This window comes from Kribbella sp. NPDC031520 (genome assembly GCF_055580825.1).
Window position 1 is genome coordinate 528,846 of sequence record NZ_JBVIKS010000003.1, and the last position, 15,787, is coordinate 544,632.

Sequence of the window (15,787 nt, forward strand, 5' to 3'; positions counted from 1 at the left end):
ACGTGATGTTCCAAGTCCCCTGGGGTGACTACGCCCCCGCACTGCTGGACGGTCTGGAACGCACCGTCCTGTACACGATCGCGAGCTTCGCCGGCGCCGCCGTACTCGGTCTCGCGCTGGCCCTGCTCCGGGTCAGCCGGCACCGCGCGCTGCGAGTCCCGGCCGCGATCTACACCGAGGTGTTCAAGAACATCCCGTTGCTCGCGATCATCTTCGTGACGTACTTCGGACTCGCCTCCGTCGGCGTGCGACTCGACGTGTTCAGTGCCGGCTGCGTGAGCCTGATCGTGTTCTACGCGGCCTACCTGTCGGAGATCTTCCGGGCCGCGATTTCGGGAGTACACGGCGGGCAGCAGGAGGCGTCCGAGGCGCTCGGGCTCGGGAAGGTCAGCACGTTCGCGTACGTCGTCTTCCCGCAGGCGTTGCGGTCCGCGTTGCCGGGGACGAACACGATGCTCGTCGACCTGCTCAAGTCGACGTCGCTGCTGGTCACGATCTCGGCGGCGGAGCTGATGTCCGAGGGCCGGTTGATCACGTCCGCGACGTTCCGCGCGCTGGAGGTGTACCTGGTGATCGCGGCGATCTACTTCGTACTCTGCTACCCGCTGTCCCAGGGTCTGCTCTGGCTGGAGCGGAAGATCCGCGCGGGTGTCCCGCTGACCCCGAAGCGCCGCCGCCGGTTGAAGGCCGCGCGTGCCCTGCTGGACGGAGCGCCGGCATGAGCGTCACCGCGCTGAACGATGTCGTGGTCAGGATCGAGAACCTGAGCAAGTCGTTCGACGGCCGGCTGGTGCTCGACGGCGTGAGCCTGACCGTGCGGCACCGGAAGATCGTCGCGATCATCGGCCAGAGCGGCGGCGGCAAGACCACGTTGCTGCGCTGTCTCAATCTGCTGGAGCAGCCGGACCAGGGTCTGCTGGAGGTGGCCGGCGAGGCGATCTTCAGCGGTACGTCGGTGCAGTGCCGGGACCTCGCTCGGTTGCGGCAGTCGGTGGGGATGGTGTTCCAGAAGTTCAACCTGTTTCCGCATCTGACCGCTGTCGAGAACGTCATGCTCGCGCAGTTGCTTGCCGGCGTATCGGAGAAGGACGCGCTGGAGAAGGCGGTTGCGCTGCTCCGGCGGGTCGGGCTCGGGCACCGGGCGCTCGCGTACCCGGAGCAGATGTCCGGCGGCGAGCAGCAACGGGTCGCGATCGCGCGGGCGCTGGCGTTGAAGCCGTCCGTACTGCTGTTCGACGAGCCGACGTCGTCGCTCGACCCCGAGTCGACGGCCGAGGTACTGCGGGTCATGCGTGAGCTGGCCGAGGACGGGATGACGATGGTGCTGGTCACCCACGAGCTGCCGTTCGCACGCGAGGTGGCGGACTGGGTGGTGTTCGTCGACGGCGGGCGGATCGTCGAGCAGGGCGCGCCTGCCGACGTACTGGGCAAGCCGCAGGAGCTGCGGACCCGGACGTTCCTTGCCTCCTACGCGGCGGGGCAGTAGCGGATGCGCGTCATCGTGATCGGCGGCGGCGTGATCGGTCTGTGGTCGGCGGTCGGGCTGGCGGAGGCGGGGGCCGACGTCACCGTGCTGGACGCCGGCCCCCAGGCCGGGTTCGCTTCGCCCGCGGCCGCCGGCTGGGTGGTTCCGGCGTTGTCGGCACCGTTGTCCGGTCCCGGCGTACTGCTGCACTCCGCCCGGCAGGCGCTGCACCGGGAGGCACCGTTCAGCGTCGCGCCACGGCTGACGTCGACGTTGCTGCGGTGGATCGTCGGATTCGTTCGCAGTGGTTCGGCCGAGCGGTACGCCGCCGGGCTCCGCGCCGTACTGGATCTGGGAGCCGGGTGCGTCGACGACTTCGCGCGGCTGCAGGACCCGGCCGATCTGGAACTGCGGCAGACCGGGCTGCTGATGACCGCGATCACGCAGGCCGGGCTGGACGAGGTCGCCCACCTGGCCGAGGCGACAACGGCGGCCGGTTACAAGGGCGGGTACGACATCCTCGACGGCGCGGCTGCCCGATCGCGCGAACCTGCGTTGGGTCCGGCGGTGTCCGGCGCCGTGCATGCGCTCGACGAGGTGCAGGTCCGGCCCGAGCAGGTACTGCGTGCATTGCGGGAGCAGCTCGCCGCGGCCGGAGGACGACTGGTCAACGCGACCGCCAGCCGGCTGCGGCCGGGCTGGGACGTCGAGACCAGCGCCGGACGATTCGGCGCGGACCGGCTGCTCGTCGCGGCAGGTGCGTGGACGACCGAGCTGCTGGCCGTCCTCGGTGTACGCATTCCGTTGCTGGCGGCAACCGGTTACAGCATCACCACACCGGGCACCGGGCGCGCGCCACGGGTGGCGGTGAAGCTGGTCGAACCGAGTATCGCGGTCACCCCGTTCGCGGACGGCGTCCGGGTCGCGGCCCGGCTCGACCTCGGCCGCCCGGGCGGGCCGATCACCGAACGCCGGCTCGCCACGATCCTCGACCGCACCACGCCGTACTTCGCGGACTGGCGGCCGGGACCGTCGACCGCGACGTTCGCCGGCATGCGGCCCGCGACCCCGGACAGCCTGCCGCTGATCGGCGCGATCCCCGGACACCCCGGCCTGTACGTCGCCACCGGCCACGGCATGCTCGGCCTGACGCTGGCACCTGGCACCGCGCGGCACGTCGTACCGCTGGTCCTGGACGACGTACGCTCACCCGAGCTGCGGCCGTTCGCGCCCGAGCGCTACCTGCTCAGTGGTGCTTGGTGGCGCCCTTGAGAGTCTTGTCGACCGCGTTCTTGGGGCCGTAGAAGGCGATACCGACCAGGTCGAGTTGGGCGGTCGGGACCGCCTTCACCGCGGCGCGGTTGTCGTGGTCGTTGCCGGTGGCAAACAACTCCTGGGTGAACACCGAGTGCTCGATGCCGCGGGCGAGGGCACGTTCGTGCGCGGTCGCCATGAACTCCTTGGACCCCTCGAACACCATCACCGGCTGCCGGAACATCGGCAGGTACCGCACGTCGTCCGCGTCCTCGTACGGCTCCCCCACAACCTCCGGGTGCGTCCCGGCGATCCCGCTGACCAGAAACGCGGTCACGTTCAACCGCTGCCACACCGCCAGATCGTCCCGCAGCAGTACGGCGATCTTCGTATCGAACTTGATCGGCTCATCCACACCCCGATCCTCACCCCCGGCACCGGCAGCAGTCTTGTACGTTCTGAACCTCCCCAGCGGTCGCGTGAGCCCGTGAAGAACCCGTCGGCAGTTATCTTCGAACCGGTCGGCGACAAGGAGGAGCGTGATGCCCGGACGCGACGGCTGGCTGTCCAAGTACTCGCCCGAGTACCGCGTGGCCCGTGGCCTCGTCGAGTCCGTCTACCGCCGGCTCGACGCCACCGGCACCAATCGCTGGAACGGCGAGATCCGGGAGCTCGGCTCGCGCGATCGGCGGCGCAGCTCGGCCGACCTCGACGGCAGCATCGGACTGAGTCGTGACGTCCTGGACGCCCTCGTGCGCGCATCCACAGCGACTCCGCGCACCGAGTTGTCCGGCCGGGCAGCGGAGGACGCGCGCGACGCGGCGTACAACGTGATCTACGAGGCCGTCCGCCAGGCGGGTCCGTTGCACTTCCATCCCGGTACGTCGTCCGAGCACGAGATGCGGATCCGGCCCACCAAGCCTCTGGCCGAGCACCTGGGCCCGGACGACGGCATGCTCGACTCGGCCCTGGCAAAGGTTCGCACGGTCGAGATCGCGCAACGGGTGCTCGCAGACAGCGAACTGGCTCCCGAGGTCGCCGCCACGGCCGGTACGACCGCCGATCAGCTGCGTGAGGTCCTGCGTGGGCCGCTGCGCGAGACGTCCGGCCGGCTCCGGGCACAGTCGATGCCGGCTGCCGCGGCTGCCAGGGCAGTCGTCGACCGCTTGAGCGAGCTCACCGAACAGGACCGCGAGGACGTGTTCAACGACCTGGTGACCACCGGAAAGGACGGCCGCTGGTGGCACTCCTTCCAGCAGCTGGCCACCAGCCGTCACGGCGAGGCCCTCGCGGATGTGCCCGTCCATCCGGTGTCTGACACCCGCATGCTTGTCTGGTCCAGCCTCGACCAGCAGCTGCGCGAGAGTGCCGGCGAGCACCTCGACCCGCTCAGGTCACTACGCCAGTTCACGCCGGGCTCCGCGCGGACCGCCGAGGAGCGCGGCACCACCGCCGGCCGAGGCGCGGTGGACAACGTCGCCGGCATCGTCGACGGCCTCGCCGAGTTCAGGGCAGAACTCGGCGGCACGCGCACCGAACGCGGCCCCGCACTGCCGCCGAAGGCGGAACCGGCCAAGGCCCAGGACGACCCACCGGGCGGTCTCTCACCGCAGGCTGTTCTCGCCGCGCAGGCGCCGCTGACCAAGGCGACGCGGCCCGACGCCGCGCCGACCGCGACCGGGCATCAGCCCGCCGCCAAACCGGATCGCAAGATCGAGAAGTAGCAGGCTGCCTCAGCAGTACGGCGGGTTCGAGGTGACTGCTGTGCAGACCTTGAGGAACAGGTTGAAGATTCGGTAGAGCTGGAGCATGTCGGCTTCGACGGTTACGGTGCGGTCGTCGGGGCGGGTGACGCCGGGGATGGCGGTTAGGTGGGAGGCTACTGAGGCGGATTGCCAGCGGACCGTGAGGGTTCGGGGGGCTAGGGGTGGTGTGGGTGGGGTGAGGTTGGCGAGGGCTTCGGTTGTTGTGGTTTCGATGGAGTCGCGGGCCTCGGCTACCGGGACCAGTTGGGCGGCGAAGCGGTCCTTGGCGAACTTGACGGGGACTGTGGCGACGGTGGGGTCCCAGGCCTTCATCTCGTCGCAGGCGGTGTCGTCTCCGGTGAGGAGTGCGAGTGGTACGCCGTACGCCGCGGCCGTCGCGTGGAACAGGCCGATCTCGCCGGTGACCTGGTCGTCGAGCCAGATGTCCTCGATCTCGTGGCCCATGAAGCTGTGACTCAGTACGCCGAGCACGCCGGCGCGGGCGTGGTACCCGACGCAGAGCACCGCGTCGTACTCCGGGGTCAAGCCCTCGATCATGCCCATCGGCTTCGGGCGGCCCTTGATCAGGCCGGCGCGCGGGTCGAGGAGGTCGGGCAGCAGGTTCCGCATCGGGCCGTGCGCGTCGTTCACCAGTACCTCGGTGGCGCCGGCGGCGAACGCACCGCGGACGGCGGCGTTCACGTCCTCCGTCATCAGCACCCGGGCGCGCTCGTAATCGCGGCCCGGCGGCTGCACGTCCTCCGCGTCGACGACCCCGGTAACACCTTCCATGTCCGCACTCACATAGACCTTCACACCCCAGAGCGTATGTTCTGACCATGAGCAGCGGCGCCGAGGTCCGGGCCTGGCGGCCCGGCGTGACCGGAGTCGTCGAGGTGCTGCACGCGCATTTCCCGACGCATGCGTATCCGAGTCACACGCACGATGCGTGGACCGTGCTGATCGTGGACGAGGGGGCCGTACGGTACGACCTGGATCGGCATGAGCACGGGCTGGCGCAGGCGCAGGTGTCGTTGTTGCCGCCGCATGTGCCGCACGACGGGCGGTCAGCCAGGCCTGGAGGTTTTCGCAAGCGGGTGTTGTACCTGGCGCCGGATCGGCTCTCGGAAAGCCTCATCGGCGCCGCGGTGGATCAGCCTGAGTACGTCGACCCGCTGCTGCGGCACCGGATCCACCAGCTACATCGCGTACTCCGTGACGGCCGGGAGGACCTGGAGGCCCAGAGCCGTCTGCTGTTCATCGAGGAGCGGCTCGGGCAGCACCTCACGCGACAGGTCGGGGCGCCGGGTGAGCAGTCAGGCGCCGTGCGGGATGCCGGCGTGGCCGGTCAGCTGCGGGACCTTCTCGATGCACACGTTGCCGACGGGATGAGCCTGGAAGATGCGGCGAAGGTCGTGCATGCGCATCCAGTTCACCTCGTCCGGGCGTTCAGCCGGGAGTTCGGGATGCCGCCGCACCGGTATCTGACCGGGCGGCGGGTCGATCTCGCGCGGCGGTACCTGCTGGACGGGCGGCCGGCGGCAGAGGTGGCGACGTTGGCCGGGTTCTACGACCAGTCCCACCTCAACCGGCACTTCAAGAAGGTGCTCGGGGTCACACCGAGGAGCTTTGTGGCGTCTTAGCCGCCTTGTACGCACGGACACCCCACGTACCGAGCAGCGCGGCGATGAGGAAGTTCACGATGATCAGGATCGTGTGCGCCACGTAGTACCCGGTCGGCCGGCCCTCGGTGTCCATCAGCGCCTTGATGAACCGGGCGTACGTGACCACGTTCCAGGCAGCGATGGCCAGCAGGACAATGGCATGTTTCCGTTCGAGCTTCACCTAGCCATTGTGACCAGGCCGGTCCACCATCCGGAGCAGCTGGGTCCGGTTCGCGACGCCGAAGCGGCGGTACAGGCGGGTCAGCTGCGACTCGACCGCCTTCACCGACAGGTACAGCGCGGCGGCGATCTCGCGGTTGGTGGAGCCGTCGCGGACCATCGAGACGATCTGCTGCTCGTTGTCGGTCAGCTCCGACGGCTGCCGGCTCCGGCTCGGTACGTCGAGACGCGCCAGCTCGGTCTCCGCGACCTCCCGCCAGGCGGGTGCGCCGTACGACTCGAACTGCTCGATCGCGTCCAGGAACGCGGTCCGGGCGACCGAACGGCGGCGGGCCTGGCGCGCGATCCGGCCGCGGGTCAGCTCGCCGCGCGCGAGGTCGAGCGGGTAGATCCGGTCCCCCGCCGTACCGATCGACTTGTCCAGCAGCTCCAGCGCCGCGGCCGGGTCACCCTGCTTGGCGATCAGCAGCGCCTCGGCGCGGTCCAGGCCGAGCTTGACCACCCCGCGGTCCAGGTTCTCGGCGCGGGTACGGATCTCGGCGATCAGCGCGGCCGCGTCGTCCAGCCGGCCGGCCGCGACCAGGGCTTCCGCGTAGTCCGCGTGCCACGGGATCACCGCCGGATCGAACGGCATCGCCGCCTCACCGGATTCCGCGATCGCGTCGAACGCCTCGACCGCCCGCTGCGGGTCGCCGCTCAGTACGCCGATCATGCCGACCGCGGCCAGCGCCGGGCCGGTCCACTCGTCGTTCCCGACCAGGCGGACGCCTTCCAGCGCGGCGTCCGCGAGCTGCCGCGCCGCCGCCGCCGAACCGCCGACCCACTCGGCCCGGCTGGCGACCACCAGGCCGACCTCGGACTCCTCGCCGATGTCCTGCATCAGCTGGTAGCACTCGCGCCCGGCAGCCAGCGCCTCGGCGCCGCGACCGCTGCGCTCGTGGATCGCCGTCGCGGAGATCAGTACGGACGCCAGCCAGCGCATCGCACCGTGCTCACGGACCTCGTCGGCGAGCGCGTTGATCGCCGTGATCGCCTCGGCGGTGCGGCCGCGGAACAGCTCCTGCATCGCGGCCATCTGCCGCGCGTTCACGGTCGTCCGGGTGAGCGGCAGGCCCTGCGCGAGCTCGGCGGCCTGTTGCAGTACGGCGTCCGCGGACTCGCCGGCGTCGCGGGAGATCAGTACCGAACTCGCCGCGCTCAACGCATCGACGACCGCCTCGGTGTCGCCGGCCTCGCGGGCCAGCTGCTCCGCGATCCGGGCGTCCTCCTGCGCGTCGTCGAGACTGCGGTCGAAATAGTGGCTGTTGCTGCGCTCGATCCGTACCCGCGCCTCGAGCGCCGGGTTGCCCACGGCGGCCGCGAACGCTTCAGCCAGCAGCTCCACCCGGCGGTCCCGCTCCGGCCAGACGGCGTCGGCGCACAGCAGCAGCGCCGGCACCTTGGTCTCGGGCTTCGTCGCGACCTGCGCGGCAAGCTGCGCCATGTCGGCGGACTCGGCCAGGTGACCGGCGGCCGCCGCGTCGTCGGCGGCCCGGGTCAGGCGGCGGGCCCGCTGGTCGGGCTCCGTGAGCGGGGTCCGCTCGGCGCTCAGCCGCCACAGCGTCGCGGCGGCACCGGGCGCACCGCGTCCGGCGGCCACCGTGGCGGCCTCCTCGATCGCGGCCGCCAGCTGTACGTCGGCCGCCTGGGTGGCCAGTGCGCGATGGGTCGCGTTCTCGACCGGCTCGTCGACGACGGCGGCGAGCTTCGCGTGGGCGCGTCGGCGGTCCGCCGACGTCGCCTCGGCGTACACGAACTCACGCACCAGCGGGTGGCTGAAGCGGAGACGCTCCGCCGAGATGTCGATCAGGCCGAGTTCCTCGGCCTCGGCCAGGTCGGCGTCGATGGGACGGTCCAACGACCGGGCCAACTGGGTCGTCGTCGGACGCGGCGACGAGGCGACGTGCAGGAGCAGCTCGTGCGTACTGGTCGAGGTGTCGGCGAGACGCTCGCAGAGCAAGGTCTTCAGGCGGCTGGAGACCGGGAGCGGGTCGTTGGGCGAGACGCTCTTCGGATGCCGCAGAACGGCGCGCCCGAGCTCCAGCGCCATGAACGGGTTGCCTGCGCTGGCCGCGAAGATGCGCCGCGCCGTCCGGACCGGCAACGGGCTGGACAGGCGCTGGCGGAGCAGGCCGAGGACGTCGGGCTCGGTCAGCGGCGGCACCTCGAGCTGCAGGACCGGCTCGGGGCAGGCGTCGGCCATCATCGGGAGGTCGCCGTCGGCCACCTGTTCGGTCGCGAGCAAGTGCACGCCCTCGGACAGCCGGCGAGCACAGAACGTGAGCACTTCGAGGCTGGACGGGTCGACCCACTGGATGTCGTCGACCACGATCAGCACCGGCCCCGTGGTGGCGAGGCGGCGGAGGACGTGCAGGACGGCGAGACGTACTGCGAGCTCGTCACGGACCGTGTCCGGGGCGCTGGCCTTCAGCAGCGCGACCTCGAGCGGCTGCCGGAGATGGTCGGGCAGCACCTGCCAGGCGAACTCGAGCTGGCTGGAGAGCAGGTCGAGGAGCGTGACGTACGGCAGACCGGCCTCGGAGTTGGACGGCGCCGCGCTGAGGATGCGGCAGCCCTTCCGGCCACGGTCCGCGACCAGGGCCCGGCCGAGCGCAGACTTCCCGATACCGGTCGGACCGTAGAGCAGCACACTTCCGCTGGTCTCGAGCTGCTTTGTTGCGCGCTCGACCAGTCCTGCCCGCCCGACCAGCTCGTCGTCTGTCATCCAACTCCTCGAAGGATTACCTTCGCCCATTGTCACAGTTCAGGGGATCCCGACACGGCGAGTGTCACATGAGGAAATGTGCTGGCCACCATCCTGACACTCATTACTGCACGGTTCCGAGCACTCAGGACGGCACAGCCGTGCCGGGGCACGCCTGCGCCCCGGCACGGTAAGTGAGCTTTCTTCTAGATGGCTTCCAGGTCGCGTTCGATCGCGGCCAGTTCCTCCTCGGTGCCCTGGACCTTCGGCCCGGTGAACCAGCGGCGCGCGGACAGGAACCAGTACGCCGCGGCGAAGCCGAGCACCACGAGGACGGCGATCGGCGTGTAGTTGAACGAACTGGCGGTGACCGGGCTGACCTGCGGCAGCATGAACAGGATCGTGATGAAGACGACCCACACGATCGCGATGATCCCGATCGGCTTGCTCCAACGGCCGAGGTGCCACGGGCCACGCTGGAAGTTGTCGCCCTGCAGCAGCCGGAGCAGCGTCGGCAGCACGTACGCGATGTAGAGGCCGATGACCGCGATCGACGTCACCGCGGCGTACGCGGTCGCGTTCCACAGGTACGGCAGGCCGAGTACGAACGCACCGGCGGCGGCAAGCCAGATGGCGTTGGTAGGTGTCCGGGTGCGGACGTTGATCTTGTGCCAGAGCGTCGACCCGGGCAGCGCGCCGTCGCGGGAGAACGCGTAGATCATCCGCGAGTTCGCGGTCACCGACGACATCCCGCAGAACAGCTGCGCGCCGATCACGACCAGCAGCAGGATCTTCCCGGTCACCGCGCCGGCCGCGTCGATGAAGATCTGCGCCGGCGGTACGCCGGTGGCGCTCTTCAGCGAACCGTCGTAGTTCTGGATCGCGAACGTCAGCCCGATCAGCAGCACCCACCCGGCCGCGAGCGACACCAGGATCGACATCACGATCCCGCGCGGCCCGGACCGCGCGGCGTCGTGCGTCTCCTCGGTCATGTGCGCGGAGGCGTCGTACCCGGTGAAGGTGTACTGCGCGAGCAGCAGGCCGAGCAGTGCGACGTAGAAGGTCGAACCCCAGCCGGTGTTGTTGACGAAGTGCCCGAACACGAACGACGCCGACTGGTGCTTGTCCGGTACGACGATCAGGACGACGACGATCGCCAGCACGCCGACGATGTGCCACCAGACGCTGATGTCGTTGAGCCTGGCAACCAGCTTCACGCCGAACGAGTTCAGCAGCCCGTGTGCCACCAGGATGATCCCGAACAGCAGGATCGTGTGGCCCGGTGTGGCGGTGAAGCCCCACTGCAGGTCGAGGAACGCGTTCAGGAAGAACGCGGCGCCGAAGTCGATACCGGCCGTCACCGCGACCTGGCCGAGGAAGTTGAACCATCCGGTGAACCAGGACCAGGCGGCGCCGTTGCTCGGCGCCAGCTTCGCGGACCAGTAGTACAGGCCGCCCGCGGTCGGGTAGCTGGAACACACCTCGGCCATCGCCAGGCCGACGAACAGGGTCATGATGCCGACGATCGGCCAGCCCCAGACGATCATCGTCGGGCCGCCGGTGTTCATCCCGAAGCCGTACAGGGTCAGGCAGCCGGACAGGATCGAGATGATCGTGAACGACACCGCGAAGTTCGAGAACCCGGACATCGTCCGGGACAGTTCCTGGGCGTAACCCAACTGGTGCAGGCGGTGCTCGTCATCGGTCATCGGGGCGGCGGACTCGGAACGGTCGTTGCTCACTGCGGGCCTCCTAAGACACAGCCGTGGCGGCTAATGGTCTCCCCCCAGACCTTTAGCTCATTGAGGCAGCCGGGCGGGCCGCGTGTCAAGGAGTCAGTCGAGAAAGCCGTGCAGCAGTACTGCCGTACCTTGCAGGTGCTCCTGCATCGCCTGCCGGGCGACCGGGGCGTCGCCGGCCAGGATGGCGTCGACGATCGCCTGGTGCTGTTCGTTGGAATGCTGGATGTTGCGCTCCAGCAGCGGGATCGCGTCCAGGAGTTCGTTCAGCCGCATCCGGACGTCGGCCATCGCGGACGTCAGCGATGGCGAGCCGGTGACCTCGGCGATGGCCAGGTGCAGGCGGGAGTCCAGGCGGCGGTAGTCGGCAAGGGATGCGGCCGCGTTCTCGGCCAGGCAGCGTTGCAGGTGTTCGCGTTCGGCGTCGGTGAGCGTACGGGACGCGGCGGCTTCGGCGGCGCCGGTTTCGAGGACGACCCGGAGCGTGAGGGCGTCGTCGAGACCGGCGGCCAGGTCGCGGGCGAGGCGTTTGGCCGGCGTCCGGCGGGGTTTCGGCAACTGCTCGTTGACGAACGTGCCGCCGTACCGGCCGCGGCGCGATTCGACGTACCCGGCCTCGGTGAGCGCGTGGATCGCCTCCCGGAGCGTCACCCGGCTGACGTTCAGCCGGGCCGCGAGCTCCCGCTCCGGCGGCAACCGGTCGCCAGGCACGACGACGCCGAGCTTGATTGCCTGTAGCAACCGCTCGACCGTCTCCTCGAACGGGTTCCCGGCCCGGACCGGCCGGAACACCGCGTCATCTGCCTGTACGACCATGGGCCAAGACTAGAGCGGGGTCACATAGGCACCGGAGATTCCGCCGTCGACGAGGAACGTGTTGGCGGTGATGAAGGACGAGTCGTCGCTGGCGAGGAAGGCGACCGCGGCGGCGATCTCCTCCGGTTCGCCGAAGCGGCCCATCGGGACGTGCACCAGCCGGCGCTGCGCACGCTCGGGGTCCTTCGCGAACAGCTCGGTCAGCAGCGGCGTGTTCACCGGGCCTGGGCAGAGCGCGTTCACCCGGATCCCCTGCCGCGCGAACTCGACGCCGAGCTCGCGGCTCATCGCCAGTACACCGCCCTTCGACGCGGAGTACGAGATCTGCGAGGTCGCCGCGCCCATGATCGCGACGAACGACGCGGTGTTGATGATCGAGCCCTTGCCCTGGCGCTGCATGTACGGAATCGCGGCCTTGCAGCACAGGTACACCGAGGTCAGGTTGACCTCCTGCACCTTCCGCCACGCCTCCAGGCCGGTGTCCAGGATCGACGCGTCGTCCGGCGGCGAGATGCCGGCGTTGTTGAACGCGATGTCGACCGAACCGTACGTCTCGAAGGCCTGCTGGAACAGGTTGTCCACCGCGGCCGGGTCGGTGACGTCGGTCGGTACGAACAGCCCGCCGACCTCGTCGGCGGCGTCCTTGCCGGCGGCCGGGTCGAGGTCGCCGATCACCACGTGGGCACCTTCCGCGGCCAACCGCCGTACCGTGGCGAGGCCGATCCCGCTCGCACCGCCGGTCACCACGGCGACGCGGCCTTCGAGCCGATGAGCGTTGACGTCCATTCTCAGTCCTCCGTGCTGATGAAGATGTTCTTGGTCTCGGTGAACGCGGCCAGCGCGTCCGGGCCGAGCTCCCGGCCGAGGCCGGACTGCTTGTAACCGCCGAACGGCGTCGAGTACCGCACCGACGAGTGCGAGTTGATCGACAGGTTCCCGGCCTCGACCCCACGCCCGACCCGGAGCGCGCGGCCGACGTCCCGCGTCCAGATCGACCCGGACAGCCCGTACTCATTGTCGTTCGCGATCCGCACCGCGTCCGCCTCGTCCTCGAACGGAATCACCGCGACGACCGGCCCGAAGATTTCCTCCCGTTGCGCCCGCTCACTGCCGGGCGCCAACACCGTCGGCGGAAACCAGAACCCGGCGCCGGTGGGCGCACTGCCTTGAAATGCAGGGTTCTCGGCGTACGAGGCCACCCGCTCCAGTTGCGCCTGCGAGATCAACGGACCCATCTCCGTCGCCGGATCGTTGGGATCACCAACCTTGAAGTTCTTCACCGCCGGTTCGAGCAGTTCCAGGAACCTGTCGTACGCCGTCCGCTCCACGAGGATCCGTGACCGCGCGCAGCAGTCCTGCCCCGCGTTGTCGAACACGCCGTACGGCGCCTGCGCTGCCGCCTTCTCCAGGTCGGCGTCGGCGAAGACGACGTTCGCGGACTTCCCGCCCAGCTCGAGCGTCACCCGTTTCACCTGATCGGCGCAGCCGGCCATGATCTGCTTGCCCACCGTGGTCGATCCGGTGAAGACGACCTTGTGAACGGCCGGATGCGTCACGAAACGCTGGCCGACCACCGTCCCGCGACCGGGGACGATTTCGAGCACACCTTCCGGCAGTCCGGCGTCGAGGGCGAGTTCGCCCAGGCGGATCGCCGTGAGCGGGGTGAGTTCCGCGGGTTTGAGGACGACCGTGTTGCCGGCGGCCAGGGCGGGGGCGAAACCCCAGCCGGCGATCGGCATCGGGAAGTTCCACGGGACGATCACGCCGACCACGCCGAGCGGTTCCTGGAACGTCACGTCGATGCCACCGGAAACCGGGATCTGCTTGCCAAAAAGGCGTTCCGGCGCGGCCGAGTAGTAGGTCAGGACGTCGCGGACGTTTCCGGCTTCCCAGCGGGCGTTTCCGATCGTGTGGCCGGCGTTCTCCACCTCCAGCGCAGCGAGGTTCTCCAGATCGGCATCGACCGCGTCGGCGAACCTCCGGAGCAGCCGGCCACGATCGGCAGGGGCCACGTTCCGCCAGGTTTCAAACGCTTTCCGGGCTCGGTCGATCGCCGCGTCCGCGGCCGCCTCGTCGGCCAGCTCGATCGTCCGGACCACCTTCTCGGTGGCCGGATTGAGTACGTCGTACCTCATCGCTTGCTCCTGATCAGTGCGGTGAACAGCCGCAGGTCCTCGGGGTTCTCCTCCGGATGCCACTGCACACCTAGTGCGAACTCCTTGTCCGCCACCTCGGCCGCCTCGACCGTTCCGTCGTCCGCGCGGGCGGTGACCGTCAGGCCCGGAGCGATCACGTCGAGGGCCTGGTGGTGGTAGCAACTGCCGGTCGTGCTCTCGCCGAGGATCCGCGCGGTCAGCGTGCCCGGCTCGGTCTTCACCTCGACAGCGCCGAACACCGCCGGCTGAGGCCGGTGCGCATCGTGCGCGACCAGCTCCGGCAGGTGCTGGTGCAGGGTGCCGCCCAGCGCCACGTTCAGCATCTGCAACCCGCGGCACACGGCGAGCAACGGGAGATCACGGTCCAGGGCAGCCCGGATCAGGACTGCTTCGTGGTGGTCCCGGTCGGGCCGGGTGTCAACGGTTTCGGGATGCGGCGTCGCGTCGTACGCCCCGGGATCGACGTCGCATCCACCCGCGATGACGAGACCGTCCAGTAGGCCCAGTACTGATGGATCCGTCCCAACAGGTGGCAGTAGAAGCGGCACCCCTCCGGCCGCAACTACCGCGTCGAGGTAGACCTTGGGCACCAGTGCCGCTTCACGGCGCCAGATGCCCCAGGCGGCGGGTTCCAGGTACGTCGTGATGCCGATCCGTGGGCGGTCAGAGGCGTTCGAAACCACGGACACGCTCCCAATCGGTGACGGCCGCGTCGTACGCGTCGAGCTCGACCCGCGCGGCGTTGCTGTAGTGGTCGACCATCTCGTCACCGAACGCCGTCCGCGCCAGCTTCGAGCCGGTGAAGAGCGCGGACGCCTCGCGCAGCGTGGACGGTACGTGCTCCTTGTCGGACTCGTACGCGTTGCCCTCCAGCAGCGGCTCGAGCTCCAGCTCCTGCTCGATGCCGTGCAGGCCGGAGGCGATGATCGCCGCGACCGCCAGGTACGGGTTCACGTCGCCGCCCGGCAGGCGGTTCTCGACTCGGAGCGAGTCGCCGTGGCCGACCACGCGGAGCGAGCAGGTCCGGTTGTCGAGGCCCCACGCGACGGCGGTCGGTGCGAAGCTCCCGCGGACGAATCGCTTGTACGAGTTGATGTTCGGCGCCAGCAGGTAGGTGAACTCGGACAGGCAGGCGAGCTGGCCGGCGATGAAGTGCTCCATCAACCGGGAGAAGCCGTGGTCGCGGTCACCCGCGAGTACCGGGTCGCCGTCGTCGGCCCGGAAGCTCAGGTGGATGTGGCACGAGTTGCCCTCACGTTCGTCGTACTTCGCCATGAACGTGAGGCTCTTGCCGTGCTTCGCCGCGATCTCCTTCGCGCCGGTCTTGTAGATCGAGTGGTTGTCGCAGGTCGCCAGTGCCTCGTCGTACCGGAACGCGATCTCGTGCTGGCCGAGGTTGCACTCGCCCTTCGCGGACTCGACGTACATGCCTGCGCCCTCCATCCCGTTGCGGATGTCGCGCAGCAGCGGCTCGATCCGGGAGGTGCCGACGAGCGAGTAGTCGACGTTGTACTGGTTCGCGGGCACCAGGTCGCGGTACCGCTTGTTCCACGCGGTCTCGAAGGTGTCGTCGAAGACGATGAACTCGAGCTCGGTCCCGACGTACGCCTTCAGCCCCTTCTCCGCGAGCCTGTCGAGTTGCTTACGCAGCACCTGCCGCGGCGAGGCGACCACCGGCGTCCCGTCCGGCCACTCCACGTCGCAGAGCACCAGCGCGGTCCCCTCCAGCCAGGGCACCAGCCGCAACGTCTCCAGATCCGGCGCCATCACCATGTCGCCGTACCCACGCTCCCAGGACGACATCGCGTACCCGTCCACGGTGTTCATGTCCACGTCCACCGCGAGCAGGTAGTTGCACCCCTCGGTCCCGTGCTTCAGCACCTCCTCCACGAAGTACCGAGCCCCACACCGCTTGCCCTGCAACCGCCCCTGCATGTCGGTGATCGCCACCAGCACCGTGTCGACCTCGCCCGCAGCAACCAGCCCGCGCAACTCCTCCACACTCAACGCGCCCACGACCACTCC

General features: G+C 69.4%; 15 protein-coding genes. 5 read left to right on the plus strand and 10 right to left on the minus strand.

Going from position 1 to position 15,787, the window contains the following annotated elements; all coding sequences use genetic code 11:
• The first annotated feature begins 5 nt into the window (after positions 1–5).
• From ACZ5BU_RS17900 to ACZ5BU_RS17910, 3 genes are read left to right on the plus strand one after another with little or no spacing between them, the layout of a single operon-like run.
• Positions 6–722 carry an amino acid ABC transporter permease gene (locus tag ACZ5BU_RS17900; protein ID WP_465700160.1) on the plus strand — a complete coding sequence of 239 codons (717 nt, stop codon included), beginning with the start codon at positions 6–8 and terminating at the stop codon, positions 720–722.
• Positions 719–1,486 carry an amino acid ABC transporter ATP-binding protein gene (locus tag ACZ5BU_RS17905; protein WP_465700162.1) on the plus strand — a complete coding sequence of 256 codons (768 nt, stop codon included), beginning with the start codon at positions 719–721 and terminating at the stop codon, positions 1,484–1,486. Before ACZ5BU_RS17900 ends, ACZ5BU_RS17905 begins: the two co-directional genes overlap by 4 nt.
• 3 nt (positions 1,487–1,489) lie before the next feature.
• The gene (locus ACZ5BU_RS17910; RefSeq protein WP_465700164.1) at positions 1,490–2,737 is read left to right on the plus strand and encodes an NAD(P)/FAD-dependent oxidoreductase; all 1,248 of its coding nucleotides are present in this window, start codon (positions 1,490–1,492) and stop codon (positions 2,735–2,737) included.
• On the opposite strand, the gene ACZ5BU_RS17915 is transcribed toward ACZ5BU_RS17910, so the two are convergent.
• Positions 2,712–3,134 carry a DUF2000 family protein gene (locus ACZ5BU_RS17915; RefSeq protein ID WP_465700166.1) on the minus strand — a complete coding sequence of 141 codons (423 nt, stop codon included), beginning with the start codon at positions 3,132–3,134 and terminating at the stop codon, positions 2,712–2,714. The genes ACZ5BU_RS17910 and ACZ5BU_RS17915 overlap by 26 nt on opposite strands.
• Before the next feature lie 127 nt (positions 3,135–3,261).
• Between ACZ5BU_RS17915 and ACZ5BU_RS17920 the strand changes: the two genes are divergently transcribed.
• Positions 3,262–4,443 (plus strand): hypothetical protein, encoded by a 1,182-nt coding sequence (locus tag ACZ5BU_RS17920; protein ID WP_465700168.1) that lies wholly within the window; start codon positions 3,262–3,264, stop codon positions 4,441–4,443.
• A gap of 9 nt (positions 4,444–4,452) precedes the next feature.
• Here the strand turns inward: ACZ5BU_RS17920 and ACZ5BU_RS17925 are convergent, their stop codons facing one another.
• A complete protein-coding gene (locus ACZ5BU_RS17925) occupies positions 4,453–5,280 on the minus strand; it encodes a M55 family metallopeptidase (protein ID WP_465700170.1) in 828 nt (275 codons plus the stop codon).
• 23 nt (positions 5,281–5,303) lie between these two features.
• Here ACZ5BU_RS17925 and ACZ5BU_RS17930 point away from each other — a divergent pair, with 23 nt between their 5' ends.
• Complete coding sequence (locus ACZ5BU_RS17930) at positions 5,304–6,107, plus strand: helix-turn-helix domain-containing protein (RefSeq protein ID WP_465700172.1); 804 nt, start codon at positions 5,304–5,306, stop codon at positions 6,105–6,107.
• Here ACZ5BU_RS17930 and ACZ5BU_RS17935 read toward each other — a convergent pair.
• The 8 genes from ACZ5BU_RS17935 to ACZ5BU_RS17970 form a co-directional block, all read right to left on the minus strand.
• On the minus strand, positions 6,079–6,309 hold the full coding sequence (locus ACZ5BU_RS17935; protein WP_465700174.1) for an SCO4848 family membrane protein: 231 nt from the start codon (positions 6,307–6,309) through the stop codon (positions 6,079–6,081). The genes ACZ5BU_RS17930 and ACZ5BU_RS17935 overlap by 29 nt on opposite strands.
• The gene (locus ACZ5BU_RS17940; protein ID WP_465700176.1) at positions 6,310–9,072 is read right to left on the minus strand and encodes an AAA family ATPase; all 2,763 of its coding nucleotides are present in this window, start codon (positions 9,070–9,072) and stop codon (positions 6,310–6,312) included.
• Positions 9,073–9,257: 185 nt separating this feature from the next.
• A complete protein-coding gene (locus tag ACZ5BU_RS17945) occupies positions 9,258–10,793 on the minus strand; it encodes an amino acid permease (RefSeq protein WP_465700178.1) in 1,536 nt (511 codons plus the stop codon).
• Between the two features lie 93 nt (positions 10,794–10,886).
• Positions 10,887–11,606: a FadR/GntR family transcriptional regulator gene (locus ACZ5BU_RS17950; RefSeq protein WP_465700180.1), complete on the minus strand. Its 720-nt coding sequence runs from the start codon at positions 11,604–11,606 to the stop codon at positions 10,887–10,889.
• Between the two features lie 9 nt (positions 11,607–11,615).
• A complete protein-coding gene (locus ACZ5BU_RS17955) occupies positions 11,616–12,392 on the minus strand; it encodes a 3-oxoacyl-ACP reductase (RefSeq protein ID WP_465700182.1) in 777 nt (258 codons plus the stop codon).
• A gap of 2 nt (positions 12,393–12,394) precedes the next feature.
• Positions 12,395–13,741, minus strand: a complete 1,347-nt coding sequence (locus ACZ5BU_RS17960) for an aldehyde dehydrogenase family protein (protein WP_465700184.1) — start codon at positions 13,739–13,741, stop codon at positions 12,395–12,397.
• Positions 13,738–14,445, minus strand: coding sequence for a gamma-glutamyl-gamma-aminobutyrate hydrolase family protein (locus ACZ5BU_RS17965; RefSeq protein WP_465700186.1), 708 nt, complete (start codon positions 14,443–14,445; stop codon positions 13,738–13,740). The genes ACZ5BU_RS17960 and ACZ5BU_RS17965 overlap by 4 nt, the downstream gene beginning before the upstream one ends.
• The gene (locus tag ACZ5BU_RS17970; protein WP_465700188.1) at positions 14,426–15,778 is read right to left on the minus strand and encodes a glutamine synthetase family protein; all 1,353 of its coding nucleotides are present in this window, start codon (positions 15,776–15,778) and stop codon (positions 14,426–14,428) included. Before ACZ5BU_RS17970 ends, ACZ5BU_RS17965 begins: the two co-directional genes overlap by 20 nt.
• Positions 15,779–15,787 lie beyond the last annotated feature (9 nt).

Coding starts and splice junctions, on each gene's coding strand:
- ACZ5BU_RS17900 (WP_465700160.1), top strand. CDS start 6: ATGTTCCAAGTCCCCTGGGGTGACTACGCCCCCGCACTGCTGGACGGT.
- ACZ5BU_RS17960 (WP_465700184.1), bottom strand. CDS start 13,741: ATGAGGTACGACGTACTCAATCCGGCCACCGAGAAGGTGGTCCGGACG.
- ACZ5BU_RS17905 (WP_465700162.1), top strand. CDS start 719: ATGAGCGTCACCGCGCTGAACGATGTCGTGGTCAGGATCGAGAACCTG.
- ACZ5BU_RS17920 (WP_465700168.1), top strand. CDS start 3,262: ATGCCCGGACGCGACGGCTGGCTGTCCAAGTACTCGCCCGAGTACCGC.
- ACZ5BU_RS17910 (WP_465700164.1), top strand. CDS start 1,490: ATGCGCGTCATCGTGATCGGCGGCGGCGTGATCGGTCTGTGGTCGGCG.
- ACZ5BU_RS17940 (WP_465700176.1), bottom strand. CDS start 9,072: ATGACAGACGACGAGCTGGTCGGGCGGGCAGGACTGGTCGAGCGCGCA.
- ACZ5BU_RS17950 (WP_465700180.1), bottom strand. CDS start 11,606: ATGGTCGTACAGGCAGATGACGCGGTGTTCCGGCCGGTCCGGGCCGGG.
- ACZ5BU_RS17955 (WP_465700182.1), bottom strand. CDS start 12,392: ATGGACGTCAACGCTCATCGGCTCGAAGGCCGCGTCGCCGTGGTGACC.
- ACZ5BU_RS17930 (WP_465700172.1), top strand. CDS start 5,304: ATGAGCAGCGGCGCCGAGGTCCGGGCCTGGCGGCCCGGCGTGACCGGA.